The sequence below is a fragment of the Pseudomonas frederiksbergensis genome, from assembly GCF_900105495.1.
Classification (GTDB): Bacteria; Pseudomonadota; Gammaproteobacteria; order Pseudomonadales; family Pseudomonadaceae; genus Aquipseudomonas; species Aquipseudomonas frederiksbergensis.
Genome location: NZ_FNTF01000002.1, coordinates 3569982 through 3593180, shown reverse-complemented (window position 1 = coordinate 3593180; position 23199 = coordinate 3569982). Strand labels below are relative to the sequence as shown.

Below are 23199 nucleotides of genomic sequence, written 5' to 3'. Positions count from 1 at the left end.
AGTCTTGCGCACCGTGTAAATCCTGAAGATCGGACGTGCGGCGTTTAGAATTTTTTACATGAGAGTTGTTAATTAAAATCAACAAGGCTAAGCTCCGGAAAAGCTCGTTCAAGTGTGAAACTTCGAGGTGATAAAAATGGCACTCAAGCCATTGATCGGCGTTACAGCCTGCGTCAAACAGATTGGCCTGCACCCTTACCACGTCAGCGGCGACAAGTACTTGCGTGCTGTCAGCGTCGCGGCTTTGGGGCTGCCAGTCATCATTCCTTCCTTAGGCGACCTGACCGAAATCGATGACCTGCTCGCGCAGCTCGACGGTCTGCTGCTGACCGGCTCACCCTCGAATGTGGAACCCTTCCACTATCAAGGCCCCGACAGCGCTCCCGGCACGGATCACGATCCGCAACGGGACGCCACCACCCTTCCTTTATTGCGTGCGGCCATTGCGGCAGGCGTTCCAGTGCTCGGCATCTGCCGGGGCTTTCAGGAAATGAACGTGGCGTTCGGCGGCAGCCTGCATCAGAAGGTCCACGAACTCCCGGGCATGCTGGATCACCGGGAAGCGAATCATCCGGACCTGGCGGTGCAATACGCACCGGCGCATGCAGTCAACGTGCAACCGGGCGGTGTGTTCCAGGCGCTGGATTTGCCGCAGGTGTTCCAGGTCAATTCGATTCATAGCCAAGGCATCGACCGACTGGCGCCCGGCCTGCGCGCCGAAGCGATTGCGCCGGACGGTTTGATCGAAGCGATTTCGGTTGAACACAGCCCGACTTTTGCCGTTGGCGTGCAATGGCACCCGGAATGGCAGGTGCTTTCGAATCCGCCCTACTTGAGTATTTTCCAGGCGTTCGGTGATGCATGCCGGCGACGGGCGGCGCTACGTAACAAGCGCTGACTTCAAACACAACTAAATCAATTACTGCCCCCGAGAGTCAGGCGGGCGTGCCTTTGCGCGCCGGTCCCTCACGACAACGACAAACGCGATAACAACAAGTACCACCAGGCAGCCAGGACGGCGGCGCCGAATAAGCCCGAGCATGGGCGATGCCAGTGAAGTAAGCGCAAATCCCTGTGGGAGCGGGCTTGCCCGCGAAAGCGGTGTGTCAGGTAACGATGATGTCGACTGACACACCGCCATCGCGGGCAAGCCCGACTCCCACAGGGTCCGCAGTTGAATTGACTGACACCGTACAGCTCGGGCTTGCAATCAACTATTAAGTCAGGCCGCGTTGGCCCGACGACTGAAACCTGTTGGGAGTTTCACATGGCAAACGCCTCCAGCATCTACAGGAAGGCTCTTGAAGGTCACCAGTCACCGAAAAAGGTGCTGGTGAAAGTCGACCGCGTCACCAAGAAATTCGACGAAACCACCGCGGTGGACGATGTCTCGCTTGAGATCCATCAAGGGGAAATCTTCGCCCTGCTCGGCGGTTCCGGTTCGGGCAAATCGACCCTGCTGCGCATGCTCGCAGGCTTCGAGCGCCCGACCGAAGGGCGGATTCTGCTCGACGGTGTCGACATCACCGACATGCCGCCGTACGAACGGCCGATCAACATGATGTTCCAGTCCTATGCGCTGTTCCCACACATGACGGTGGCGCAGAACATTGCGTTCGGGCTCAAGCAGGATCGTCTGTCCACCAGCGAAATCGACGCCCGCGTTGAAGAGATGCTGCGACTGGTGCACATGACCCAATATGCCAAGCGCAAACCCCATCAATTGTCCGGCGGCCAGCGTCAGCGCGTGGCCTTGGCTCGCTCCCTGGCCAAGCGTCCGAAGCTGTTGCTGCTCGACGAACCGATGGGCGCGCTGGACAAGAAGCTGCGCTCGCAGATGCAACTGGAGTTGGTCGAGATCATCGAGCGCGTCGGCGTGACCTGCGTGATGGTGACCCACGATCAGGAAGAGGCCATGACCATGGCCCAACGCATCGCCATCATGCACCTGGGCTGGATCGCACAGATCGGCAGCCCGGTAGACATTTATGAGGCGCCGGTCAGCCGCATGGTCTGCGAATTCATCGGCAACGTGAACGCCTTCGACGGCACCGTTGTGGAAGACCTTGAAGGTCACGCGATCATTCACAGCCCGGACCTGGAGCAGAAGATTTACGTCGGTCACGGCGTCAGCACCTCGGTGCAGGACAAGTCGATCACCTACGCCATCCGCCCGGAAAAACTGCTGGTCAGCACCACCCAGCCGGATACCCGCTACAACTGGTCCAGCGGCAAGGTGCATGACATCGCCTACCTCGGCGGCCACTCGGTGTTTTACGTGGAATTGCCTGGCGGCAAGATCGTGCAGTCGTTCATGGCCAACGCCGAACGCCGTGGCGCCCGTCCGACCTGGGACGACAAGGTCTACGTGTGGTGGGAAGACGACAGCGGCGTGGTACTGCGCTCATGAAAACACTCAATCAGCGGTTTATGCGGCTGATGCCGAGTGGTCGAAAGCTCGTCATCGGGATTCCTTTCCTGTGGCTGTTCCTGTTCTTCATGCTGCCGTTCTTCCTGGTGATGAAGATCAGCTTCTCGGAAGCGGCCCTGGCCATTCCGCCTTACTCGGAGATCTACACCTTCGCCGAGCAGAAGTTCCAGCTGCTGCTGAACCTCGGCAACTACACGTTGCTGACTCAGGATGAGCTGTACATCTCGGCGTATTTCGGCTCGTTGAAGGTGGCGTTTTTAAGCACGTTGATGTGCCTGGTGATCGGTTTCCCGATGGCCTATGCGATCACCAAAGCGAACAAGGAAACGCAAAACGTTCTGCTGCTGTTGATCATGATGCCGACCTGGACTGCGATCCTGATCCGCGTCTATGCGTGGATGGGCATCCTCAGCAACAACGGATTGCTCAACGGTTTCCTGATGTGGACCGGGCTGACCGATCACCCGATCGAGATCCTCAACACCAACACGGCCGTGTACATCGGCGTGGTTTACGCCTACTTGCCGTTCATGGTGTTGCCGCTGTACGCCAACCTGGTCAAGCACGACGGCAGCCTTCTGGAAGCCGCTTCGGACCTGGGTTCGAGCAACTTCAACAGCTTCTGGAAAATCACTGTGCCGTTGGCCAAGAACGGGATCATTGCCGGCTGCATGCTGGTGTTCATTCCGGTGGTCGGTGAGTTCGTGATTCCTGAACTGCTGGGTGGCCCGGAGACGCTGATGATCGGTCGCGTGCTGTGGCAAGAGTTCTTCAATAACCGCGACTGGCCGGTGGCATCTGCCCTGGCGGTGGTGATGCTGTTGATCCTGATTGTGCCGATTCTGCTGTTCAACCGCAGCCAGGCCAAAGAGATGGAGGCACGGGGATGAAACGCTTCGGATTTTCAAAGTTCATGCTGATTTTCGGCCTGTCGTTTATCTACCTGCCGATGTTGATTCTGGTGATCTACTCGTTCAACGCCTCGAAATTGGTAACCGTGTGGGGCGGCTGGTCGTTCAAGTGGTACGCCGGTCTGCTCGATAACTCGCAACTGATGGGTTCTGTGGTGCGCTCGCTGGAAATCGCCTGCTACACCGCGATTGCCGCGGTAGCGCTGGGGACGTTGGCAGCGTTTGTGCTGACGCGCGTCACGCGCTTCAAGGGCCGCACGTTGTTCGGTGGTTTGGTGACGGCGCCGCTGGTGATGCCGGAAGTGATCACCGGTCTGTCGCTGTTGCTGCTGTTCGTGGCGATGGCGCAGATGATTGGCTGGCCGATGGAGCGTGGCATCGTCACCATCTGGATCGCTCACACGACGTTCTGCGCAGCGTATGTGGCGGTGGTGGTTTCGGCGCGTTTGCGTGAGCTGGACCTGTCCATCGAAGAAGCGGCCATGGACCTCGGGGCGAAGCCGTTCAAGGTGTTTTTCCTGATCACCATTCCGATGATCGCGCCGTCACTGGCGGCCGGCGGCATGATGTCGTTTGCCCTGTCGCTGGATGACCTGGTGCTGGCGAGCTTCGTGTCCGGCCCGGGCTCCACGACCCTGCCGATGGAAGTGTTCTCGGCGGTGCGTCTGGGCGTGAAACCTGAGATCAATGCCGTGGCCAGCCTGATTCTCCTCGCCGTATCGCTGGTGACCTTTATGGTTTGGTACTTCAGCCGCCGCGCCGAAGCGACCCGCAAACGTGCGATCCAGGAAGCGATGGACCAGACCGCCAGCGAGTCCTGGCAGCAACCTAAAAAGCAGATGGTAGAAGCGACGGCATAGTGTCATTGCCGATGAGGTAAGTGAACTTCATCCTGTGGCGAGCGAGCTTGCTCGCGCTGGGTTGCGAAGCGACCCCAAGGATTCTGGCAACCCTGCCAATTTTGTGAGTGCTGCGCACTCAAGCGGGAGCAAGCTCCCTCGCCACAGGGTTTGTGTTCGCTGCACAGGTTGTATGTTCACTGCCTTTTTGCTGTGTGATTTTGAATAAAAAAAGAAATGGAGTTGTACCGATGAAAATGTTTGGCAGGACTCTGCTGACACTGTCCTTATTGGGCGCGATGACCACCGGCGCCCAGGCCAATGACAAGGTACTGCGCGTCTACAACTGGTCGGATTACATCGCCCCGGACACCGTCAAGAAATTCGAAGACGAGACCGGGATCCGCGTGACCTACGATGTGTTCGACAGCAATGAGACCCTTGAGGCACGGCTGCTCGCCGGCAAATCCGGCTATGACATCGTCGTGCCGTCCAACAGTTTCCTGGCCAAGCAGATCAAGGCTGGGGTCTACCAGGAACTGGACAAGTCGAAGCTGTCGAACTGGAAAAACCTCAACCCGGTCCTGCTGAAAAATGCTGCCGCCAGCGATCCCGATAACGGCCACGCCTTCCCGTACATGTGGGGCTCGATCGGCATCGGTTTCAACCCGGAGAAGGTCAAGGAAGTGCTCGGCAGCAACGCGCCGACCAATTCCTGGGACTTGCTGTTCAAACCGGAAAACGCCGCGAAGCTGAAAGCCTGTGGCATCAGTTTCCTCGATTCGCCGACCGAGATGCTCCCGGCTGCCCTGCACTATCTGGGCTATGCGGTGAACTCTCAGGACAAGAACCAGATCGCCGAAGCTGAAGCGCTGTTCATGAAGATTCGCCCTTCGGTGGCGTACTTCCATTCGTCGAAATACATCTCCGATTTGGCCAACGGCAATATCTGCGTGGCGGTCGGTTACTCCGGTGATGTGCTGCAAGCCAAGGCCCGTGCCCAGGAAGCAGGCGATAAGGTGAAGGTCGATTACAGCATTCCCAAGGAAGGCGCCGGCAGTTTCTACGACATGGTCGCTATCCCACGGGACGCGGCGAACGTGGAAAACGCCTACCTGTTCATGAACTTCCTGATGCGCCCGGACATCATCGCCGAGATCACCAACAACATCGGCTACAGCAACGCCAACTCGGCAGCCACGCCTTTGGTGGATGAAGCGATCCGGGATAATCCAGGCTCGTATCCGTCGCAGGTGGTGATGGCGACGTTGTACGCCATTCCAGACGTGCCGATTGGCGTTCAGCGAGTGATGACCCGCGGGTGGACGCGGGTGAAGCTCGGCAAGTAATTCACTCGAAGCCGCCATCGCGACATCCAACATCAAAATTGCAGCCTACCGTGATCGTTCCCACGCTCCGCGTGGGAATGCAGCCCGGGACGCTCTGCGTCCCTTCCAGAGCCGAACGCGGAGCGTCCGTGGAGGCATTCCCACGCGGAGCGTGGGAACGATCGGTATAAAAGTTTTCCGTTCACGCAGCGCCTTACCACCGCTGCACTCCTGTCTGTAGAACGGCCTCACCTGGCTTCCTCGGTTAAGGTGAATTTGGGCGCCCTCCTCGGGCGCCTTTTTTTATGAGGTGACGAGCGGCCACTCGGCCAGCGCTCGGTAGCGGCCCTTATGGGATTCGAACAGGGTGAAGTGATCGGCCCGCAGATAAAACTCGGGCGGTGTCGCGGACTCTGGCACCGGCACTTGGTAATCACGCATCAATGTCAGATGCGGCCGGAACTCCTTCGGCGAGTCCTCAAACCCGAACGGCAGCATGGCCTGCTCAAGCGCATACACCAACCGCAGCAGCTCCGGGGATGCCTGCTCCGGCGCGAGCACCAACACCCCTGCTCTGCGCCAGACATCCAGCCGATCGAGCGCCACCCTCAAAGGCACGCCCGGCGTTCGAATACTGGCAGCGGCTGTGCAGATATCGGCGATTTTTGCCACCTCGACAGCGCCCAAGAACATCAACGTCAGATGAAAGTTTTCCACCGGCACCGGCCGGCCATCCCTGAGCCCGAGTGCGCTGCGCCATTGGGCAATGGCTCGACGTTGCTCGGGCGTGCAGTTCAAGGCAAAAAACAGGCGTTTTAACGGCTCATGGGATTCGTCGCTCATCGCTGGCACCTCCTGACATCCAAGTTATAGTTCATGCAAACGATTCAACTGGAGGGGGCCATGCGCGAGATCATCAGCAAGGAACCGTGGTGGGCCGTACCACCGAAACCCGGTCAGGATGAGTCCGAGCTGGAATGGGGCTGGCTGGTTCATTACAACGAAGGTGAGCCGCGCTTCGAATTCATCAAAGAGCGGCCGACGGACAGCGAGATTCGTAATCGCAAGAGTTGCAGGATCACCCCGACGCCGGAGTGATCCGCAGTCGGTTTTCAGGCCTTCACGATCATTTCGAAGCCACCGAAAATCATCCTTTGGCCGTCGAACGGCATCGAATTCATGTCCGGCTGTATCCGCGGATCGGCCATGACTTTTTCCATTCCGGCATCACGGGTGGCCTTATCGGGCCAGACGATCCAGGAAAACACCACGGTTTCGTCATCCTTGAGTTTTACCGCCATGGGAAACGACGTCACTTTGCCCTCTGGCACGTCGTCACCCCAGCATTCGGCAAGGCTGAGCGCACCGTGTTCGATGAAAACGGCGGCGGCGGACTCGGCGTGTTGCTTGAACTTTTCGCGATTGGCGGTGGGTACGGCAATAACAAAACCATCAACGTAGGACATGGTCGTTCTCCTTGGGTTATGGGGCGATCTGCTGGTTAGTCGATTCCGGCGGCGCCCAATCGACAGATCCGCTGCCCGAGCTGACCGACGGTACTTCGGCGCTCCCCGCCAGATTGCCCTCGATCTGCGCCGCCATGTACAACGTACCGGCCATCACGCCGCTGGTCGGGTTTTGCACCAGCTTGAGCCAGGCCTTATCGAACGTGTTACCCAGACTGCTGCGAATCAGCGCCTCGCTGTCGGGCCGATCATTGGCCTGGATAAGCGCGCGAATCCCCGCCACCCCTACGGAAATCAAGCCCCCGGCCAATTTTCCCGCAGCGGCAGCCACGGCACTGGCGGCACCTCGCGGGATCATTTCGGCTTCTATCCGTTTACTGGCGCGCTTGGCCACCGGTGCCATGGCGGTGTCTGTCGAATCAACGCCCCTGTCGCCACCGGCCTTGTGGATTTTCTCGATCAGCGCCGCATAGGCCGGCAACGTATTCAGGGGCTGGGTGTGCACGACCTGATAAAGCGAGGCGTTCCTGGCGGGGGGCGGTCCCAGGGCGATGGCGGGGATTTTCTGGATCCGCCCGTTGAGCTGAGCCATCGGCACGCCGTGGCGCTTGGAGATTTTCTGCAGCTCTTCCTGAAGAATGTCGACGTAAAACGCGGTTGCCAGGCCGAGAATCGCGTCGGGATCGATTTCCACTGCGACCGGCGCCAGCACGCGCCGCTGGTATTGCTCCAGCAGATAGGCCGCCAGGCGCTTGGCAGAGGCATCTTGCTCACCCTTGGCGTTGAGGGTGTACCAGCTGACCTTCATCGACAGCCATTCCTGGGTCCAGTAACTGCTGAACCAGGGTATGAAGTTTTCTTCGGTCAGTTGATAGACCCGCGTTCGCCAGTATTCCATGGCACCGCGCGAGTAGATTTTGGTCTGTTCGGTGGCCGATTGCGACGCCGCGACAATCTCTTGATCGACGATCTGCCAGGTGCTGGGGGAAACAATCACCGGCACCACTGGCACCGGGGCAGGCGCAGTCGTGACGCATCCCGCCAACACCACCAACACGGCGACGATCAGCGAACGCACGTTCAAGATCGCGGTTCCTACAGACTTGCCCGAACGGGATGTCCGGTGTTCAAAGGTCTATTAATTTGAGTATAGGTGTCGGTGTTTGTTCGTTTGGGTTGAGGGTGTTCTTGCTCGCGAATAGGCCGGAACAGTCAGCGATAATCCCACCATCACTTATGTCGATATCCACCATCGCCACGAATGCCTTTCGCTCGAAAATCGTCAGCGTAGGATCGCCCCTAACCCAACGCAAAACCCCGCATCGGAGGGGCGAATCATGATTATTCATCTCTTGACCTGCCTGGCCCTGACGGCCGTCACCCTGAGCGTTTTTTCCTGGTACGTCCTGTCCGAGGAGCGCACGTCATGATTCATTCCGTGACCCTGGCCGTGAGTTTTGCGGCGTTCGGCAACAACTACTATTCCCAGTCATTCGTTTCGCGCAAAACGCTCGAACTGGTGTTCGACGAAAACTTTGAGGCGTTGTTGATGCCGTCCGCCGCCAATCACTTCAACAATGAAGTGATCGGGCTCAATGATCAGTTCCGATTCTTGAGCGATGTGCTGGAGGAGCACCTGCTGGCGACTGAGATCGCCGCTACCGCCCCCCGGAATCGATACTTCTGAGCAACTGCCCCAGGCCCTCGGAAAAACAGGTCGGCGAGCGCAAGGAAAAACGCTCAAGCAGGCGACTGTTGTCGGCCCGCGAATGCTTGATATCACCGGAACGCGGCGTGTCGTAGTTCAACGTCAGGGACCGCCCCAAAAGCTCGCTCAAGGTCGCCGCCAGTTCGTTAACGCTGGTGGATCGGTTAAAACCGACGTTGACCGGCTCGTTAATCGGTTCTGACTGACTGACCGCCTGTACCAACACTTTCACCAGGTCATTGACGTACACAAAATCCCTTGTTTGCTCTCCATCACCGTAAACCGTGATGGGGAGCTTTTTTTGCGCCCTCTCGCTGAAAATGCTGATGACACCGGAGTAAGGCGATGAAGGGTCCTGACGGGGACCGTAAATATTGAAAAACCGCAGGATGACCGGTTCGAGCCCATGTTGGCGGCGATAGAAATCAAGAAAATGTTCGCCGGCCAGTTTGTCGGCGGCATACGGCGTCAGCGGATTCTTGGGCGTGTCCTCAGTGATCGCCATGCCCTCGCCATTGTTGCCATAGATCGCCGCACTGGAGGCGTAAACCACTCGTCGTACGCCCGCCTGGCGCATGGCTTCGCAGATATTCAGGGTGCCGACGAAATTACTCTGGTGAGTCGCCACCGGATCATCGACCGACGCCTGCACCGAGGCCACAGCCGCCAGATGCACCACCGCGCTGCAGTCTTTCATCGCCCGCTCCACCGTCGGTGCGTCGGCGACATCGCCCACAACCAAGGTCAAATGGCAGCGATCAACCGGCAAGTTCGACAATTTTCCACTGGAAAGATTGTCCAGAACCCGAACGCTATAACCGCTTTCAAGCAGTGCTTCGACCAGGTGCGAACCGATGAAACCGGCACCGCCCGTCACGAGAATTCGTTCAGCAGTCATGATTTATTTACTCCCCGGTGCAGTGGTGGGTGTTTTATCCATTGCAATGAAGTCGCCTAACTGTTCAATGAGCTCACGGCTGTCACTGAGCATTCGTTGCCAGTCGGTGGGAAAACGAACATTCAACGGCAGTTGATCGATTCTCCAGCGCGGCGACAGAGGACGATCGAACCGGGCGGCAACCTGCAGACCCATCTCGCTGGCAGCGAACGGCCCACGCAATACCGTCGGCGTACGACCGGCGCTGTCGACAGCCTGGACCACATGGGCGGCCAACCACTCGCCATCGGGCATGCGAACGCGCAGCGGCTGGCCAATCGCGGCGTAGCTGATATTCAGCGGTTCCAGATAAATCCACAGCAGAGGCTCTTCCAGCCGCTCAAGGCGCATCAACAAGGTACCCGCCCCGACGTTTTCGCCAGGGGTGACCAACACCTCCGCAATTCGACCGCTCTGCGTAGCCTTGACCGACAACGCGGCTAGGCGCGTTTTCAACCACTGCTGCTCGGCGGTCTGTTGAATGATCTCGCGCTCGACGCTCAACGGCGATTGACGAGCCAGTTGTTCGCGGCGCTCGAACGCCAACAGGTCGGCTTTGAAAGCGTCGAGTTCGGACTGGGCGGCCAGCACTTCTCCACGAGAGACCGCGCCTGATAAAACCAGGTCCTCGAGTACCTGCACGCGCTCCTCCGTCCTGCTCACCCGGGTCCTGAGCAACTGACGCTCGCGGGTGTCCAGTTTGGCGTTGGTGGCGGGCACCGATTTCTTCGGCATTGCGGCAAGTTGCGAGAGCCGCGCACGCCATTCGGGATTGTCGAGACTGACCAACGGCTGATCGATCTGGACCTGCTCCCCGGCCATGACGAACAGCTGATCGACCCGGCCGGCATCCCGTGCGCGCACCTCAAGAATCGGCAGGCGCAATTGCGCCGGCGCGTCGATCATCACCAGGCCATACGTCAGCTTCGCGCCCAGCCAGATCAACGGGCTCGCGACCAGGAACAGGATCAGATACCACCGCGCGCGAAACGCCATGCGTTTGCCCGGCGCGTAGAGCACAGTCAAACCTTGTTCCTGGGTAGGGTTGAGTTCTTTGCGACTATCGAATCGAATCTTCATGACGGCTCACCGTTTTGGAAAGTCTCGCCAGGCTTGCCAGTCAATACCGGCAATCCCCCGTGGTTGCAGCTGTTCGCGCCAGACGCTGGTCTGGTGCTGCAACTGCTCAGTCGACGCGCCGGCCCAGGATTCAGTGGCATCCAGTTGCGGCTCTGTGCTTTGCGCGAGGCGAAATTGCAGGTCAGGCCAACGTTGGGCGATCTGCTCTGCCTTGCGTGCACTGTTTTTCGGATTACGGGTGTAGATCATAAGGCTGACCTGACGCACGCCCGCCTCGGGAAGCGCGCACGGCAGACAGGTTTTCCCGGGTTTTGCCTCTTCAAACCAACGATGATGGCTGGAGATTTCTACCGGCCATGGGCTGGCTGCGGAGGCTGCATGCAAGGTGTCGAGCAAATCCTTCAAGCGCTGATCCGGAACCGGAACGCCCAGTTGTTCGAGTTCCAGGTCCAGGTGCAGGCTGGTGAATGAAAGCCCCTTCAGTTTTGCCAGTAAATCGGTGAGCTGATGGCGGTCCTGCGGCTCCATCCAGGCCGGATCACCGAGCAACAGGCTGACTTGCACCCCCTTGCCGGCCGCGTCCTGGAGCAATTGCGCCAGCCGTTGGCGCGTGGTGGCAAGGTCTTTCAACTGGGAGGACTTGAGGCCAAGGTAGATCTTGTCCATCCCGGCCTTACGCAATTGTTCGAGTTCCGCCTTGCGTTGATCGGGATCGAGCAATGCTTCGCTGTCCCAGACATAACTGCCTTGGGACCATTGGCTCGACGGCGTCACCGCCGCCTGGGCCGCCAAGGGTTGTGCGGCCAGTATCAACGGGGGTAACGACAGCGTCAGCAGCATAAGTATCGATCGCATAATCAAAACCTCGTGGCTCGTTTAAGTACCCACCACGGCGCCATAGAGCTTTCTTCGTGACCCCTGCGAAAGATCTCGTTGAGCATGGCCACTGCGCTCCAGCACCGCAGGATTAGCATGAACAGCGGGAAGAAAGGCACCAACAACCCCAGAATCATGTCCTTTGCAGGTCGATCGGAGACCATCAACAACATGGCGCCGAATAACATCGCGGTGATCGCCAGGTACAACGCATAAATCAGGATGAACAGGAACAACAGCGTCTTGCCCGGCAGAACGAATAGCGCCAGCAAGGTGTAGCTGAAGATGAGAAACGGCAGCACCAGCTGAAAAAAGAAGCCGCTGAGCAGGATCATCAGAAAGCTCGGCCAGCCCAATAAATTGGGGCTGATGTTGTGGTTGTGCTTTCTGATGTACAGAAAAAACAGGTCGCCATCCCAGCGCAAGCGCTGCATCAGAAACTGACTGAGCGTCGACGGTGCATCGGTGTGCCCAATCGCTTCCGGCTCGAAGGGGATCCTCAAGTCGTGTCGCTTGAAGTAACTCTTGATGCGCAACGTCAGGTCCAGATCCTCGGCGGTGTGCGTGTTCCAGCCACCGATTTTCACCAGGAAGCTGCGACGGAATGCGCCGAAGGCCCCCGAGACGTTATTGACCAGGTTCCATTCGGCCAGACCGATTTTCGACATGTGAATGGACAACAGGTATTCCAGCGCCTGCATCGCGGTCACCCATGACGCCCAGACATTGCGCACTCGCAGGCTGCCAGCGACCGCCGGCACCGACGGGTCCTCGAAGTGGCGCACGATGGAGCTGACCATGTTGTTGTCGAAGGACGTATCGCCATCGAGTGCCATCACGATTTCGCCGCTGGCAAGCGACAGGCCGGCGTTCAATGACGACACCCGCCCGCCCCTCTGCCATTTGGCGATCGGGCGCAAATGGCGTCTGGGGTACAACTTCGGGTCCACGTTGAACTTGCGAACGGCGCTGAGCGTCGGCTGGTTCACCGTGGCTCCGTCCACCACCGGAATCATCTCGATGTGGCCGGGGTACGTCTGCTCGCACAGGCTTAACAGCGTGGTCTGAACGTCCATCCCTTCGCTGTAACAGGTAATGATGCAAGAGACCTTGGGCCGATAGACACTGATCTTCGGTACACGGGTACGCCGACGTGCGAACCAGCGCAATACCCCCAGCATCACCATGATCATCAGGGGTAATTCGAAGATCAGAAACAAAGGGAAAAGCATGAAGAACACCCGGCTCAAACCATCCGGCCCCATGAGCCCGCTGAATGCGCTGAAGAGTTGCTCGAAGAAAGGGCTCATGGCGGTCACGCCAATTCACTGGCCAGACGGGCCAGTAGTAGTTCGCCATCTTCCTGCTCGAGCAGATCCTGGGGCGCCGTGATGCTGACGACACGCAAGGAAATGTCGCTGACCTCCGGTGCTGAAAACAACTCGGCGACCCGGCTCAAGCGTTGTTTGACAGTTTCCAGGCCCGTGTCATCGGTATGCGGAAGCATGATCCAGAAGTACTCTTCGGTACTGCGAGAGCAGCGGTCCGTGTCCCGGACGGTTTCTTTCAACCGTTCGGCCACGCTATCGATGAAGGCATGACCGTGATGTTCACCCAGGCGGGACAACGTACTGGCCAGGTTGACGAAGCGCAGGCCGAGCACTGAGAAAGCCGGCACCGGGTAGCGGCGCACGACCTGGATCTGCCAGGTCAGCAGGTCATAGAAATCCTTGCCGCCTAACAGATTGAGTCGACCAAAGTGCCTGACCGATTGATCGCTGAATTCCTGACGGCAGCGGAATCGCCCGGCCTCGGCCAGGCGAAAATCCCTGACCTCGCGTACTCGCAACTTGTCAGGCGTGTGCGACAGGCCGCAGTCCAGGCAGCGCGCCTGCACGTCGGCATCGACAAAAAACGCCTGACAGGAGCGACAGCGATAGTTTTCCATTGGACGGTCGTAATCGCTGCCGATATGCCGCAACCGGTTCAAGCAGTTGGGGCACAGCAATACCCCGTCTTTGAGAAAGTTTTCCTGTGGCCCCACGTGCCCACAGGTAAAGCAGTGCAATGAAGGTTGCCGCGAAATGTCCAGGGCCTGGCATTCGGCACACACATCGATGTAATTGAGCCGGCCCGAGCCACACTCCGAACACAGGCGCACGCGATCGACCAGGACCCCTTCTTCCAGCCAGTCTTGCTGCACCATCAAACTGAGCCAGACAAACGGGTTGATCTGCTCGCTGTCAGCCAGGGCGTCCAGCAAGGGGTAGCGATAGTGCTGAGGCACCTCGGGGTCTCGCAGGGCATAAATGTGCGCGTTGTCGCGCAGCCACAACCATGAAAGCACCCGACTTTCAAAACGCTCAGTGGCAGAACCCTGGACGAACAATTTGTAGCGTTCGCGCCATACGCCCCAGAGGGCTCTTATTTCGCTGGAATCGACAGGGCACGCGCCATCACCCAAGGCTTCACACCAGCCGTTCTGATCACGGCAACAGTAAATGAGGCTGTAGCGATAAGGGGGAATCGTACGCAACTTTCGAAGCACCCGCCCTGCGTAAGCGGCGGGCAGATCCAGCAACACGACATCGAATGCGGGGGCAGCCAACAAGCTGGCTATATCGGCAAAGTGTTCAAGTTCTGGACTATTCAAGCTTGGCGCTCTAATACCCAGTATTGCAATCCGTGGAATTGGAGACGGCATAACGCACGGCCTCTGCAGACAGACAAGTACGATTAAGTGGAGTTAGAAACACTAGCACCGCAGCAGAAAAACGTCAGCATTATTATGAAGTTATTTTTCAATTGCTCGACTGCCAACATTTTGTCATCGGCGTTCAGCCAAGCGGCCTATTCAACTGTGCCGCGACACGATTTTAACTGCGATAAAACCAAATTAATATTTTCTTGTTATTCATATACTTACGCCAACTAAGTAACTCCTGCTTTACAACCATTTTCACTGCTAGTTAATTGCCATCAATTGATAGCGTTGCGCCACTTCATGGATTAGTAGTCAATTCGCATTTACGATAAACCACCCGCAACACTTGTCTACCATCGCCGTTACCGCATATGCATTAATAAGTTCAAACTCTTTTTATAGCAAAATCGCACACCGTTAATGTCGGCGCTATCAGCCAGTCGTTACATATATGAAACACTGAGTGTTTCAACAATGAACACACGCTAAAAATTGACAACTTTCTTAATCCGCACAAACATCCCGAAGGCAACTGCGCAACCAGCGATGCACAGGATCGGCATCCAGCCGCGGATGCCAGAGCATGGCGACGGTGAACGCCGGCAGAGACAACGGCAGGGCAAAACTGTACAGGCCGGCGCGCAGGCTGGCGGTGTGGCGTTCGGGAACGCTGGCGATCAGGTCAGTGGTCCGGGCGAGCGCCAGCGCGGTGGAGAAGCCTGCAACGATGGTTGCTATGTGCCGCTCCAGTTCCAGCAGCTCAAGAGCCTCATCAATGGGGCCTTTGTCGAGCCCTCGCCGGGAAATACTGATGTGGCTGCCCGCCGCATAACGTGCGGGGGTTATCTGGCCGTCGCTCAGCGGATGCCCACTTCGCACGACGCCGATAAAACGATCCCGAAACAAGCCTTGGGTACGCAACTCCGGCCCGGCGGCCTTCCCCACCACCCCTGTTTCCAGATCGACCGTCCCGTCGCGCAGTGCCGCGCTGTCCTTGTCGGGTTTGTGCATGAAACGCAGCCGCACGCCTGGGGCTTGCTCGGCGATGCGGGCAATCAGGTCCGCGCCAAAATTCTCGACAAAGCCTTCACTGGTGCGCAGCGTGAAGGTGCGGCTCAGCTGTTTAAGGTCGGGTTGCTCGGCAGGCCGAAGGACCGCTTCTGCGTCCTGCACCAGCTGACTGACTCGCTCGCGCAGTTCGAGCGCTCGCGGGGTGGGCACCAGACCCCGTCCGGCCCTGACCAACAGCGGATCGCCGGTGGTTTCACGCAATCGCGCCAGTGCCCGGCTCATGGCCGACGGGCTCAGCCGCAAGCGTTTGGCGGCGCGCGCCACGCTGCCTTCGGCAAGCAGCACATCAAGGGTGATCAGCAAGTTGAAATCGGGAGTGGACATGCGGCGCCCCGTGGCAGAGTGACATGGCGTTGGACGCACGTATGAAGTGCAAACGGTGCGCCTTCCGCCATGTTAGGCCGGGGCGTAGCTTTCTGATAGCTCCGCTTCGGGAGTGGCCAGAAAAGAGGAACCGCATGAAATCAATCAGCGCAGTTGCAGAGCGTGCGCAACAAACACTGTCGGTTCGGTGGGCGTTGGCCAGTCTTTCACTGTCGATGCTGCTGTCCTCGCTCGGCACCAGCATCGCCAATGTGGGTTTGCCGACCTTGGCCCAGGTGTTCAACGCCTCCTTCCAGCACGTGCAGTGGATTGTCCTCGCCTACCTTCTGGCGATTACCACCCTGATCGTCAGCGTCGGGCGGATCGGTGACATTACAGGCCGTCGGCGGCTGCTCTTGGTGGGCATCGGCGTGTTCACCCTCGCGTCGGCCCTGTGCGGTTTGGCACCCACGCTGTGGTTGCTGATTGGCGCCCGGGCGCTGCAGGGGATTGGTGCAGCAATCATGATGGCGCTCACCATGGCCTTTGTCGGCGAGACGGTGACGAAGGCAAAGACCGGTAGCGCCATGGGCTTGCTCGGGACGATGTCGGCGATTGGCACCGCGATGGGACCGTCGCTCGGTGGCCTGCTGATCGACGGGTTCGGCTGGCAGGCGATCTTCCTCATCACCGTACCGCTGGGCTTGCTGACGCTGGTGCTCGCGCATCGCTACTTGCCCGCCGATCGCCAGCAGCCCAAGACCGATCGCGCCGGTTTCGATCCGCTGGGCACATTGCTGCTGGCATTGACCCTCGCCGCTTATGCTCTGGCAATGACCCTTGGGCGAGGCAGCTTCGGCCCGCTCAACATCGCCTTGCTGTTGGCGGCGGGCGGCGGCGCCTGCCTCTTTGTGTTCACCGAGGCGCGAGTCACCTCACCGTTGATTCGCTTGGCGGTGTTCCGTGATCCGGTGCTCAGTGGCAGCCTCGCCATGAGCCTGCTCGTCGCGACCGTGATGATGGCAACGCTTGTGGTCGGCCCCTTCTATCTCGCGCATGGGCTGGGGCTCGATGCCGCTCTGGTTGGCCTGGTCTTGTCGGTCGGGCCGTTTGTCGTGGCACTGACGGGTGTGCCCGCAGGCCGTATTGCCGACCGCTTTGGCGCCTACCGCATGACCCTCGCCGGGCTCTTCGCCATGGCGATCGGGTGCCTCATGTTGTCTGTACTGCCGGAGTCGTTCGGCATCGGCGGCTACCTCTTGCCGATGGTCGTGATCACGATTGGCTATGCCCTGTTCCAGACCGCCAACAACACGGTGGTCATGGCGGATGTTCAGCCGGACCAGCGCGGCGTCATCTCCGGCATGCTCAACCTGTCGCGCAATCTGGGGCTCATCACGGGAGCGTCCGTCCTGGGCGCGGTGTTTGCGCTCGCATCGGCTGCTGCCGACATGGCAACGGCGCGACCCGAAGCAGTGGCCAGCGGTCTGCGGATCACCTTTGTCGTGGCGCTGGTGTTGATCGTTGTCGCACTGGCCACCGCGCTGGGAAGCCGCGCGTTGGCTGTGCGCCGTGACCGCCGGTAAGCCGACGGCTCGTTTACTTTTCCAGCACGACCAGAGGCGTGTCTTTCTTCACGATGTACGTCGCCAGCTCAGACGCTTTGCCCGCGCCGACGTTCTTCGCGACATGCGCCGTGCCTGCGGGGATGTACAAGGAGTCGCCAGCCTTGAGCGTTATTGGAGGCTGACCTTCGAGTTGATATTCAAACGTGCCTTCAATGACGTGGGCCACTTCCACCCCGGGATGCGAATGCTTGGGAGACACCACGCCCGGATCAAAATCAACGAGGACCTGGATCACTTCACGACCGGCGACGTCGAGGTCCTGGCGCAGCAGATCGGTGCGGTGAAGACCCGCCTGCCAGCTTTTTGCCGGCGGCGCCTCTTGGGCTTGAGCGAGGCCCGCGAAGGCGGTGAGTGCTGTGGCAACGGCGATGCCAAACATGCTGGCGCCCATACGGTGGTTGAAACGGAACATGGCATTTCTCCAATCTGTGCGCGGGAATGTCGCGCGGAGCCTGCCGCGGATGCGGTGGCTCTATTGGGAGGTTGCCGTGTATCGCGCAAGTGTCGCCAATGCCCTGGTTTTGTATGCGAAGGTAGCTGCGGGTGGGCGGGATACGTTCCGATACAAACCGTTCCGGCGGACATTAAAAAGCCCGCACAAGGCGGGCTTGGTAAATCGAGTAGGTGGCCGGTGCTGGTCTCCGGCTTACAAGGTTTATCAGGCTTCCCACAGAACAGTTTTGTGCTGTCCTGCTTCACACGGCATAAGGGCTGGATCTCAGCGCGGAGATCTTTCTAACCGTGTACCCTTCGGAACGCGCCCCACGTTTCCTCGCCATCCGCTTGCGCATCAGTCTGCGTCTTCACCTACAACTTCAAGGTTAGTACAAACTCCAAAGCGCAAGGCGGGCTTTTTAGAACGATTTTGCACAGCGGCAAGCGCAGCAGGATGGAAAAACACTAATGCCCGTACTCCCTCACGGGTTCGGACCGGGCGAATGGCCTGCGCACGGGAAGTCAGCAGGCCAGGCGCGTCGTCGTTTACAGGTCGGTGATTTCCTTATGGCGTGGCACCAGCGCCTTCATCACGCTCCATGCCACCAGATAGGCCAGCGCACAGATGGCAAACATGATCATGTAGCCGGTGTGGATATCGCCGATCAGTTTGTAATGGTCGATCACCCAACCGCCGGTCTTGGTCATCACGACGCCGCCCAAGCCGCCGGCCAAACCGCCAATGCCGACCACCGACGCGATGGATTTTTGCGGGAACATGTCAGACACCGTGGTGAAGATGTTGCACGACCACGCCTGGTGCGCCGACGCGCCCACGCCGATCAACAGCACCGGCACCCAGTAACTGATGTAACCGAATGGCTGCGCCAGCAGTACCAGCAGCGGGAAGAAAGCGATCACCAGCATGGCTTTCATGCGACCGTCATACGGCGCATCGCCGCGTGACATGAAATAGCTCGGGAACCAGCCGCCGCCGATGCTGCCGATCATGGTCATGCTGTACAGCACGGCCAGCGGCAATACGATGGCCTGGCCCTTCATGCCGTATTGCGCCGACAGGTAGGTCGGAAGCCAGAACAGGAAGAACCACCACACGCCGTCGGTCATGAATTTGCCGAAGGCAAAGGCCCAGGTCTGACGGTAGGTCAGCAACTTGAACCACGATACTTTTTTGGCAGCGGCACCCGAGTCGGTGCCGGTGAGCGCTTGCGCGCCCTGATCGCTGCGGATGTAGGCCAGTTCCTGCACCGACAGGCGTTTTTGCTGCTCCGGCTTTTCGTACAGCGCAATCCATACCACCACCCAGACGAAGCCCAACGCACCGATCACGATGAACGCCGCTTCCCAGCCCCAAAGGCCGGCGATCAGCGGCACGCTGATCGGCGCCAGGATCGCGCCCACATTGGCGCCGGAGTTGAAGATGCCGGTAGCGAAGGAACGTTCCTTCTTCGGGAAATATTCGGCGGTGGCCTTGATCGCAATCGGGAAGTTCCCTGCTTCGCCAATCGCCAGTACGGCGCGCGACAGCATGAAACCTGCAATCGAAACCGGAATGACGGCAAGGCCCAAGGCGCTGCTGATGCCGGCAATACCCTCGCCCATCGGCTCTGCAAAGGCGTGCATGATCGCACCGGTCGACCAGATGCAGATCGCAATCACATAGGCCTTCTTGGTGCCGATCTTGTCAACGAAACGGCCGGCGAACAGCATGGAAATCGCGTACACGAACTGAAAGACAGAGGCGATGTTCGCGTAATCGGTGTTACTCCAGCCAAATTGCGTCGACAGATCCGGCGCCAACAGACTCAGTACCTGGCGGTCCAGGTAATTGACGGTGGTGGCAAAAAACAACAGCGCGCAAATCGTCCAGCGGTACTTGCCGACGGCTTGGCCGACGCGTTGCACATTGATGGGCTCGTTCAGATTCATGGCATCACTTTATTGTTGGATTAGGGTGATGATCTCTCGGTTTCAAGCGAGATCTAGGATGTCGTGAAGCATCGTCAAAACGCGATGGAGCCACGCCACGGTATTGCGGGATCGAAAATGGGACTCCAAGCTCAGCGGCTGGAGTCGGACATTTGGCAAGAGCTATCGAGCGTTGGGCGGGACAGTCGTATGCGACGGGCCTGACCGTGGGGATGGGCAAGCAGTCGAGGTCGAACCATAAAAAGCGGCATTCAAGGAGATGCGCGGGCGGGTTGTATTCATGATGTGGCCGACACTCTTTTTTATTTTTAGTGTTTAACAGTCGATAATCGTCTGTCGTCGTACAACTGCGCCTTTTATATCGAGTTCAATGCCGGGCTGTCAATCTGAAAAAACAGCCGTTCGTCTCGACAAAGTCTGCCCATTAAAAGTGCAAATTCGTACAGATGCCGCTGGCTGTAGGGCCATCAGCTTTTTATTTTTCGGGTGTTGCTCGCTAGGTCTGAGCGTCTTGATATCAAAAAAAGTCGTACGACAACGCCATCCAGCATGATGACAGGCCAAATCCAGACCGTATTGCCTCGCCGACCATTGCTGCACCTGCTACAACAATGAACTGCAATTACCCTTACTAGTGCTTCACTGGCAACTCATTAGACTCCCAGCACGACCAACGCATCGGGAGTTCCAAATGGTAAGCACCGTTACACTTCAGGAAACTGGCGGGCCTCAGGTTTTGCAGCTCGAAAAAACCACGGAGCAAGCACCGGGAGCCGGAGAAGTCTGGCTGGCGCAAGCGGCCATCGGGGTGAACCCTTTGGACGTGAGCCAACGCTCCGGTGCTGCCCGTGTTCCCCTGCCCTCAGGACTTGGCCTTGAAGGCGCCGGACAGGTGACGGCGATAGGTCCAGGCGTCACCGAAGTTGCCGTTGGGGACCGGGTCGCGTACGCCACTGGCCCGATGGGTGCTTATGCAAGCGGTCGCCTCTATCCGGCGAATCGGCTCGTGAAGATTCCCGATGACCTCGGTTTCGACGAAGCAGCGGCCCTGCTCTTCAAGGGCATCACTGCCCACTATTTGCTCAAGACGACCTACCCCGTTGGCCCAGGCACCAGAATGCTGGCGTATGGCGCCGCGGGTGCGTTGGGGCAAATCATGGTGCCCTGGGCCAAACACCTTGGCGCCTTCGTGATAGGTGTGGTCTCGAAACAGGACAGCATCGAGCGGGCCAAGGCCGCCGGTTGTGATGAAGTACTGGTGTTCGACGCAGCGACATTGGCCGCCCAGGTTGCCGAGGTCACCCACGGGCAAAAGGTTGACGTCGTATATGACCCTATCGGGCGGGTGTCTTTCGAAGCCTCCCTCGACAGCCTTCGACCGCGTGGCTTGATGGTGTCTTTCGGCATGGCCTCGGGCATCCCGCCGGCTGTCGAGGTCAGCACCCTCAACGCCAAAGGTTCTCTGTTCCTGACCCGACCGTCTCTCGCCGCGCATACGGCCACCGCGCAGGAGTATCAGGAGCGCGCACAGGAGGTGTTGCAAGCGGTCGCCGCCGGTATCATTCAACCTCGAATCTGGCGTCGCTACCCATTGGCTGACGTAGCACAAGCGCACGCTGATATGGAAAGTGGACTGTCGCAAGGTGCAATTGTCCTTACGCCCTGAGTAGAACCTGGGACGATGCCTGCGGCCCGTGCCCTTGTTCCTTGAATTTGCGAGGTTTGCCGTTGCATGGATCTGTTCGATAGTCGACAGGCAGATGAACTCGCCACCCTCTTGGCGCTGTCCGAACACGGCTCTTTTGCGGCCGCCGGAAGGATGCTGCAACGGCATCCGTCGGTGCTGTCCAAACGGCTCAGTGCCTTGGAACTTCGTCTCGGAATACGTCTGGTGGAGCGGACGACAAGGCAACTGCGTTTTACCGACGAGGGACAGCGTCTGGTCTCACAGCTTGGTCATGCCGTCAGTTTAATTACCCAAGCGGAGCAAGAGGCGGCCCAAGGCGCGGCACAGGTCAGGGGACGATTGCGACTCGCCCTGCCAGCCGCGATGGGGCGATTATGGCTCAGCGCGATGGTGTCCGAGTTCGCCCTGGCTTACCCCGAGGTGACGCTAGAGGTTGAATACTCGGAGAGATTCGTCGACATCGTCGCGGAGGGTTTCGATGCCGCGATCCGAATCGGTGAGCTGTCAGACAATCGACTGGTGGCCAGGAAGTTGTGCGATCACCGCCGAATCCTCTGTGCGGCACCCGCCTACCTGCAACGCCAAGGCGAACCGACGACACCGGCAGACCTCGCCGAGCACAATTGCCTGGGCTTCACCGGGCTGCATTCGTACCCGGAATGGAAGCTGACACGCGATGGCGATCAGCAGAGCATCAGGGTGCGCAGCGCCATGGTCAGTAACGACAATGAGGCCCTGCTGTCCGCCGCCCGCATGGGGCTGGGCATTCTTGCCGGCGGTGAGTGGCTCATGACGAGGGACATCGATAGCGCTCACCTCGTCAGAGTGCTTCCCGACTGGCAGCTGGATGCAGACGCGGGTGTCTATCTGGTGCGCCCGTCGGCCAAGTACAACACGGCAACGACGACGGCGTTCAAGCACTGGATCGAGGCAGCGTTTGCACGAGGCGCGCCCTGGCAGTTGCCCCAACCGTAGCGCTTGAAACCGAAGCCTGTCAGCGAGGCCGCGTCAGGGTTTCGCACGCCTGCTCGTGTTGAACGCCACGGCGGCGAGAATCAGCGCCTTCAAGGCGTTCTCATCGAACGTGTCGCCCTCATGCAAATCGATGGCACGTCGGGTGTTGCCTTCCAGGCTGGCGTTGAAGAGGCCGGAAGGGTCTTGCAGCGCGGCGCCCTGGGCAAACGTCAACTTCACGACCTGCTTGTAGGTCTCGCCGGTGCAGATGATTCCGTCGTGCGACCACACTGGGACCCGCCACTTCCATTCCTCGACCACGTCGGGGTCGGCCTGGCGGATGAGCGTTCGGACCCGGGCGAGCGTCTCGCCCCGCCAATCGTCCAGTTCCTTGATTCTCGCGTCGATCATCTGAGAGGCCGAAGCTCCCCTCTCTTCTTCATTTGCACCGCCCTGCTCTTTCTTCATGGTGGTTGTCGCCTTCTTCACGAGGGTGTCCAAAACCGCGTTTACAGTGTTTTTTGACTGTTGCCGAGGGTCTTGGCCTTTTCGATCCCCCAGTCAAAGGCAGCCTCCATGTCAAGCAGATGCGGTTTGGGATCGTGATCCTCAACAATGGCCGTGCCGTCCGGCCGGTAAACACCGATGAACATCCCCAGTGAACCGTCCTTCAATATCTCGGCTTTGACTTCGATCCTGCATCCGTTCGACAGCGTTTCCTTGTGGTGCATATGGCGTTCAGTCATGGCTGCATTTCTCCTGTTGAAATCCGAGTTGCGCATTTACCCATTGGCCATGTTAGCTCAGCGCGGCCCACTCAAAGGCCTGCCAGGACAGCGGCGTAATGCCACCTATACTAGAAGCCACCGCCCCCTCGGGGTCTGCACTCCC

The 23199-nt window shown here is 58.8% G+C and carries 23 protein-coding genes; 10 read left to right on the top strand and 13 right to left on the bottom strand.

Annotated features, from left to right (window positions below):
• Nucleotides 1-136 precede the first annotated feature (136 nt).
• The 5 genes from BLW70_RS17075 (at nucleotide 137) to BLW70_RS17055 (ending at nucleotide 5530) form a co-directional block, all read left to right on the top strand.
• Nucleotides 137-898 (top strand): gamma-glutamyl-gamma-aminobutyrate hydrolase family protein, encoded by a 762-nt coding sequence (locus tag BLW70_RS17075; protein ID WP_074875839.1) that lies wholly within the window; start codon nucleotides 137-139, stop codon nucleotides 896-898.
• Nucleotides 899-1267: 369 nt separating this feature from the next.
• A complete protein-coding gene (gene potA, locus BLW70_RS17070) occupies nucleotides 1268-2410 on the top strand; it encodes a polyamine ABC transporter ATP-binding protein (protein ID WP_008151829.1) in 1143 nt (380 codons plus the stop codon).
• A 29-nt stretch (nucleotides 2411-2439) separates the two neighbouring features.
• Complete coding sequence (locus BLW70_RS17065; protein WP_162493971.1) at nucleotides 2440-3321, top strand: ABC transporter permease subunit; 882 nt, start codon at nucleotides 2440-2442, stop codon at nucleotides 3319-3321.
• A complete protein-coding gene (locus BLW70_RS17060) occupies nucleotides 3318-4202 on the top strand; it encodes an ABC transporter permease subunit (RefSeq protein ID WP_074875836.1) in 885 nt (294 codons plus the stop codon). Before BLW70_RS17065 ends, BLW70_RS17060 begins: the two co-directional genes overlap by 4 nt.
• Nucleotides 4203-4432: 230 nt before the next feature.
• Complete coding sequence (locus tag BLW70_RS17055) at nucleotides 4433-5530, top strand: polyamine ABC transporter substrate-binding protein (protein ID WP_074875834.1); 1098 nt, start codon at nucleotides 4433-4435, stop codon at nucleotides 5528-5530.
• Nucleotides 5531-5812: 282 nt separating this feature from the next.
• On the opposite strand, the gene thpR is transcribed toward BLW70_RS17055, so the two are convergent.
• Nucleotides 5813-6352, bottom strand: coding sequence for an RNA 2',3'-cyclic phosphodiesterase (gene thpR, locus BLW70_RS17050; RefSeq protein WP_074875832.1), 540 nt, complete (start codon nucleotides 6350-6352; stop codon nucleotides 5813-5815).
• 60 nt (nucleotides 6353-6412) lie between these two features.
• Between thpR and BLW70_RS17045 the strand changes: the two genes are divergently transcribed.
• Complete coding sequence (locus BLW70_RS17045) at nucleotides 6413-6607, top strand: hypothetical protein (RefSeq protein ID WP_033056474.1); 195 nt, start codon at nucleotides 6413-6415, stop codon at nucleotides 6605-6607.
• Nucleotides 6608-6621: 14 nt separating this feature from the next.
• On the opposite strand, the gene BLW70_RS17040 is transcribed toward BLW70_RS17045, so the two are convergent.
• Nucleotides 6622-6975, bottom strand: a complete 354-nt coding sequence (locus tag BLW70_RS17040; protein WP_074875830.1) for a DUF1428 domain-containing protein — start codon at nucleotides 6973-6975, stop codon at nucleotides 6622-6624.
• Nucleotides 6976-6991: 16 nt separating this feature from the next.
• Nucleotides 6992-8059, bottom strand: coding sequence for a hypothetical protein (locus BLW70_RS17035; RefSeq protein WP_074875828.1), 1068 nt, complete (start codon nucleotides 8057-8059; stop codon nucleotides 6992-6994).
• 342 nt (nucleotides 8060-8401) lie between these two features.
• Between BLW70_RS17035 and BLW70_RS17030 the strand changes: the two genes are divergently transcribed.
• Nucleotides 8402-8662, top strand: a complete 261-nt coding sequence (locus tag BLW70_RS17030; protein WP_074875826.1) for a hypothetical protein — start codon at nucleotides 8402-8404, stop codon at nucleotides 8660-8662.
• Here the strand turns inward: BLW70_RS17030 and BLW70_RS17025 are convergent.
• The 6 genes from BLW70_RS17025 to BLW70_RS17000 all read right to left on the bottom strand — a co-directional run bounded on the left by BLW70_RS17025 (nucleotide 8634) and on the right by BLW70_RS17000 (nucleotide 15675).
• Entirely contained in the window at nucleotides 8634-9581 is a 948-nt protein-coding gene (locus BLW70_RS17025; RefSeq protein ID WP_074875824.1) for an NAD-dependent epimerase/dehydratase family protein, read from the bottom strand. The two genes, BLW70_RS17030 and BLW70_RS17025, sit on opposite strands and share 29 nt — an antisense overlap.
• A gap of 3 nt (nucleotides 9582-9584) precedes the next feature.
• Nucleotides 9585-10700: an HlyD family secretion protein gene (locus BLW70_RS17020; protein ID WP_074875822.1), complete on the bottom strand. Its 1116-nt coding sequence runs from the start codon at nucleotides 10698-10700 to the stop codon at nucleotides 9585-9587.
• A gap of 6 nt (nucleotides 10701-10706) precedes the next feature.
• Entirely contained in the window at nucleotides 10707-11555 is an 849-nt protein-coding gene (locus BLW70_RS17015; protein WP_074875821.1) for a hypothetical protein, read from the bottom strand.
• Nucleotides 11556-11557: 2 nt separating this feature from the next.
• Nucleotides 11558-12886 carry a glycosyltransferase family 2 protein gene (locus tag BLW70_RS17010; protein WP_074880626.1) on the bottom strand — a complete coding sequence of 443 codons (1329 nt, stop codon included), beginning with the start codon at nucleotides 12884-12886 and terminating at the stop codon, nucleotides 11558-11560.
• Nucleotides 12887-12891: 5 nt separating this feature from the next.
• A complete protein-coding gene (locus BLW70_RS17005; RefSeq protein WP_459564930.1) occupies nucleotides 12892-14229 on the bottom strand; it encodes a TackOD1 domain-containing metal-binding protein in 1338 nt (445 codons plus the stop codon).
• A 555-nt stretch (nucleotides 14230-14784) separates the two neighbouring features.
• A complete protein-coding gene (locus tag BLW70_RS17000; RefSeq protein ID WP_074875817.1) occupies nucleotides 14785-15675 on the bottom strand; it encodes a LysR family transcriptional regulator in 891 nt (296 codons plus the stop codon).
• Nucleotides 15676-15809: 134 nt separating this feature from the next.
• Here BLW70_RS17000 and BLW70_RS16995 point away from each other — a divergent pair, with 134 nt between their 5' ends.
• Nucleotides 15810-17240 carry an MFS transporter gene (locus BLW70_RS16995; RefSeq protein WP_074875815.1) on the top strand — a complete coding sequence of 477 codons (1431 nt, stop codon included), beginning with the start codon at nucleotides 15810-15812 and terminating at the stop codon, nucleotides 17238-17240.
• Between the two features lie 13 nt (nucleotides 17241-17253).
• Here the strand turns inward: BLW70_RS16995 and BLW70_RS16990 are convergent, their stop codons facing one another.
• Both BLW70_RS16990 and BLW70_RS16985 read right to left on the bottom strand, forming a co-directional pair.
• Nucleotides 17254-17694: a cupin domain-containing protein gene (locus BLW70_RS16990; protein WP_074875813.1), complete on the bottom strand. Its 441-nt coding sequence runs from the start codon at nucleotides 17692-17694 to the stop codon at nucleotides 17254-17256.
• Nucleotides 17695-18263: 569 nt separating this feature from the next.
• Nucleotides 18264-19667 (bottom strand): MFS transporter, encoded by a 1404-nt coding sequence (locus BLW70_RS16985; RefSeq protein ID WP_074875811.1) that lies wholly within the window; start codon nucleotides 19665-19667, stop codon nucleotides 18264-18266.
• 691 nt (nucleotides 19668-20358) lie between these two features.
• On the opposite strand from BLW70_RS16985, the gene BLW70_RS16980 reads away from it, so the two are divergent.
• Together BLW70_RS16980 and BLW70_RS16975 are read left to right on the top strand one after the other, a co-directional pair.
• Nucleotides 20359-21333: a quinone oxidoreductase family protein gene (locus BLW70_RS16980; RefSeq protein WP_074875809.1), complete on the top strand. Its 975-nt coding sequence runs from the start codon at nucleotides 20359-20361 to the stop codon at nucleotides 21331-21333.
• A gap of 66 nt (nucleotides 21334-21399) precedes the next feature.
• Nucleotides 21400-22329 carry a LysR family transcriptional regulator gene (locus BLW70_RS16975; RefSeq protein ID WP_074875807.1) on the top strand — a complete coding sequence of 310 codons (930 nt, stop codon included), beginning with the start codon at nucleotides 21400-21402 and terminating at the stop codon, nucleotides 22327-22329.
• Between the two features lie 33 nt (nucleotides 22330-22362).
• Here the strand turns inward: BLW70_RS16975 and BLW70_RS16970 are convergent, their stop codons facing one another.
• Entirely contained in the window at nucleotides 22363-22776 is a 414-nt protein-coding gene (locus BLW70_RS16970; protein WP_218022567.1) for a DUF1801 domain-containing protein, read from the bottom strand.
• 41 nt (nucleotides 22777-22817) lie between these two features.
• Nucleotides 22818-23054, bottom strand: coding sequence for a hypothetical protein (locus BLW70_RS16965; RefSeq protein WP_074875803.1), 237 nt, complete (start codon nucleotides 23052-23054; stop codon nucleotides 22818-22820).
• Nucleotides 23055-23199 lie beyond the last annotated feature (145 nt).

Coding starts and splice junctions, on each gene's coding strand:
- BLW70_RS17075 (WP_074875839.1), top strand. CDS start 137: ATGGCACTCAAGCCATTGATCGGCGTTACAGCCTGCGTCAAACAGATT.
- potA (WP_008151829.1), top strand. CDS start 1,268: ATGGCAAACGCCTCCAGCATCTACAGGAAGGCTCTTGAAGGTCACCAG.
- BLW70_RS17065 (WP_162493971.1), top strand. CDS start 2,440: ATGCCGAGTGGTCGAAAGCTCGTCATCGGGATTCCTTTCCTGTGGCTG.
- BLW70_RS17060 (WP_074875836.1), top strand. CDS start 3,318: ATGAAACGCTTCGGATTTTCAAAGTTCATGCTGATTTTCGGCCTGTCG.
- BLW70_RS17055 (WP_074875834.1), top strand. CDS start 4,433: ATGAAAATGTTTGGCAGGACTCTGCTGACACTGTCCTTATTGGGCGCG.
- thpR (WP_074875832.1), bottom strand. CDS start 6,352: ATGAGCGACGAATCCCATGAGCCGTTAAAACGCCTGTTTTTTGCCTTG.
- BLW70_RS17045 (WP_033056474.1), top strand. CDS start 6,413: ATGCGCGAGATCATCAGCAAGGAACCGTGGTGGGCCGTACCACCGAAA.
- BLW70_RS17040 (WP_074875830.1), bottom strand. CDS start 6,975: ATGTCCTACGTTGATGGTTTTGTTATTGCCGTACCCACCGCCAATCGC.
- BLW70_RS17030 (WP_074875826.1), top strand. CDS start 8,402: ATGATTCATTCCGTGACCCTGGCCGTGAGTTTTGCGGCGTTCGGCAAC.
- BLW70_RS17025 (WP_074875824.1), bottom strand. CDS start 9,581: ATGACTGCTGAACGAATTCTCGTGACGGGCGGTGCCGGTTTCATCGGT.
- BLW70_RS17020 (WP_074875822.1), bottom strand. CDS start 10,700: ATGAAGATTCGATTCGATAGTCGCAAAGAACTCAACCCTACCCAGGAA.
- BLW70_RS17015 (WP_074875821.1), bottom strand. CDS start 11,555: ATGCGATCGATACTTATGCTGCTGACGCTGTCGTTACCCCCGTTGATA.
- BLW70_RS17010 (WP_074880626.1), bottom strand. CDS start 12,886: ATGAGCCCTTTCTTCGAGCAACTCTTCAGCGCATTCAGCGGGCTCATG.
- BLW70_RS17000 (WP_074875817.1), bottom strand. CDS start 15,675: ATGTCCACTCCCGATTTCAACTTGCTGATCACCCTTGATGTGCTGCTT.
- BLW70_RS16995 (WP_074875815.1), top strand. CDS start 15,810: ATGAAATCAATCAGCGCAGTTGCAGAGCGTGCGCAACAAACACTGTCG.
- BLW70_RS16990 (WP_074875813.1), bottom strand. CDS start 17,694: ATGTTCCGTTTCAACCACCGTATGGGCGCCAGCATGTTTGGCATCGCC.
- BLW70_RS16985 (WP_074875811.1), bottom strand. CDS start 19,667: ATGAATCTGAACGAGCCCATCAATGTGCAACGCGTCGGCCAAGCCGTC.
- BLW70_RS16980 (WP_074875809.1), top strand. CDS start 20,359: ATGGTAAGCACCGTTACACTTCAGGAAACTGGCGGGCCTCAGGTTTTG.
- BLW70_RS16975 (WP_074875807.1), top strand. CDS start 21,400: ATGGATCTGTTCGATAGTCGACAGGCAGATGAACTCGCCACCCTCTTG.
- BLW70_RS16970 (WP_218022567.1), bottom strand. CDS start 22,776: ATGAAGAAAGAGCAGGGCGGTGCAAATGAAGAAGAGAGGGGAGCTTCG.
- BLW70_RS16965 (WP_074875803.1), bottom strand. CDS start 23,054: ATGACTGAACGCCATATGCACCACAAGGAAACGCTGTCGAACGGATGC.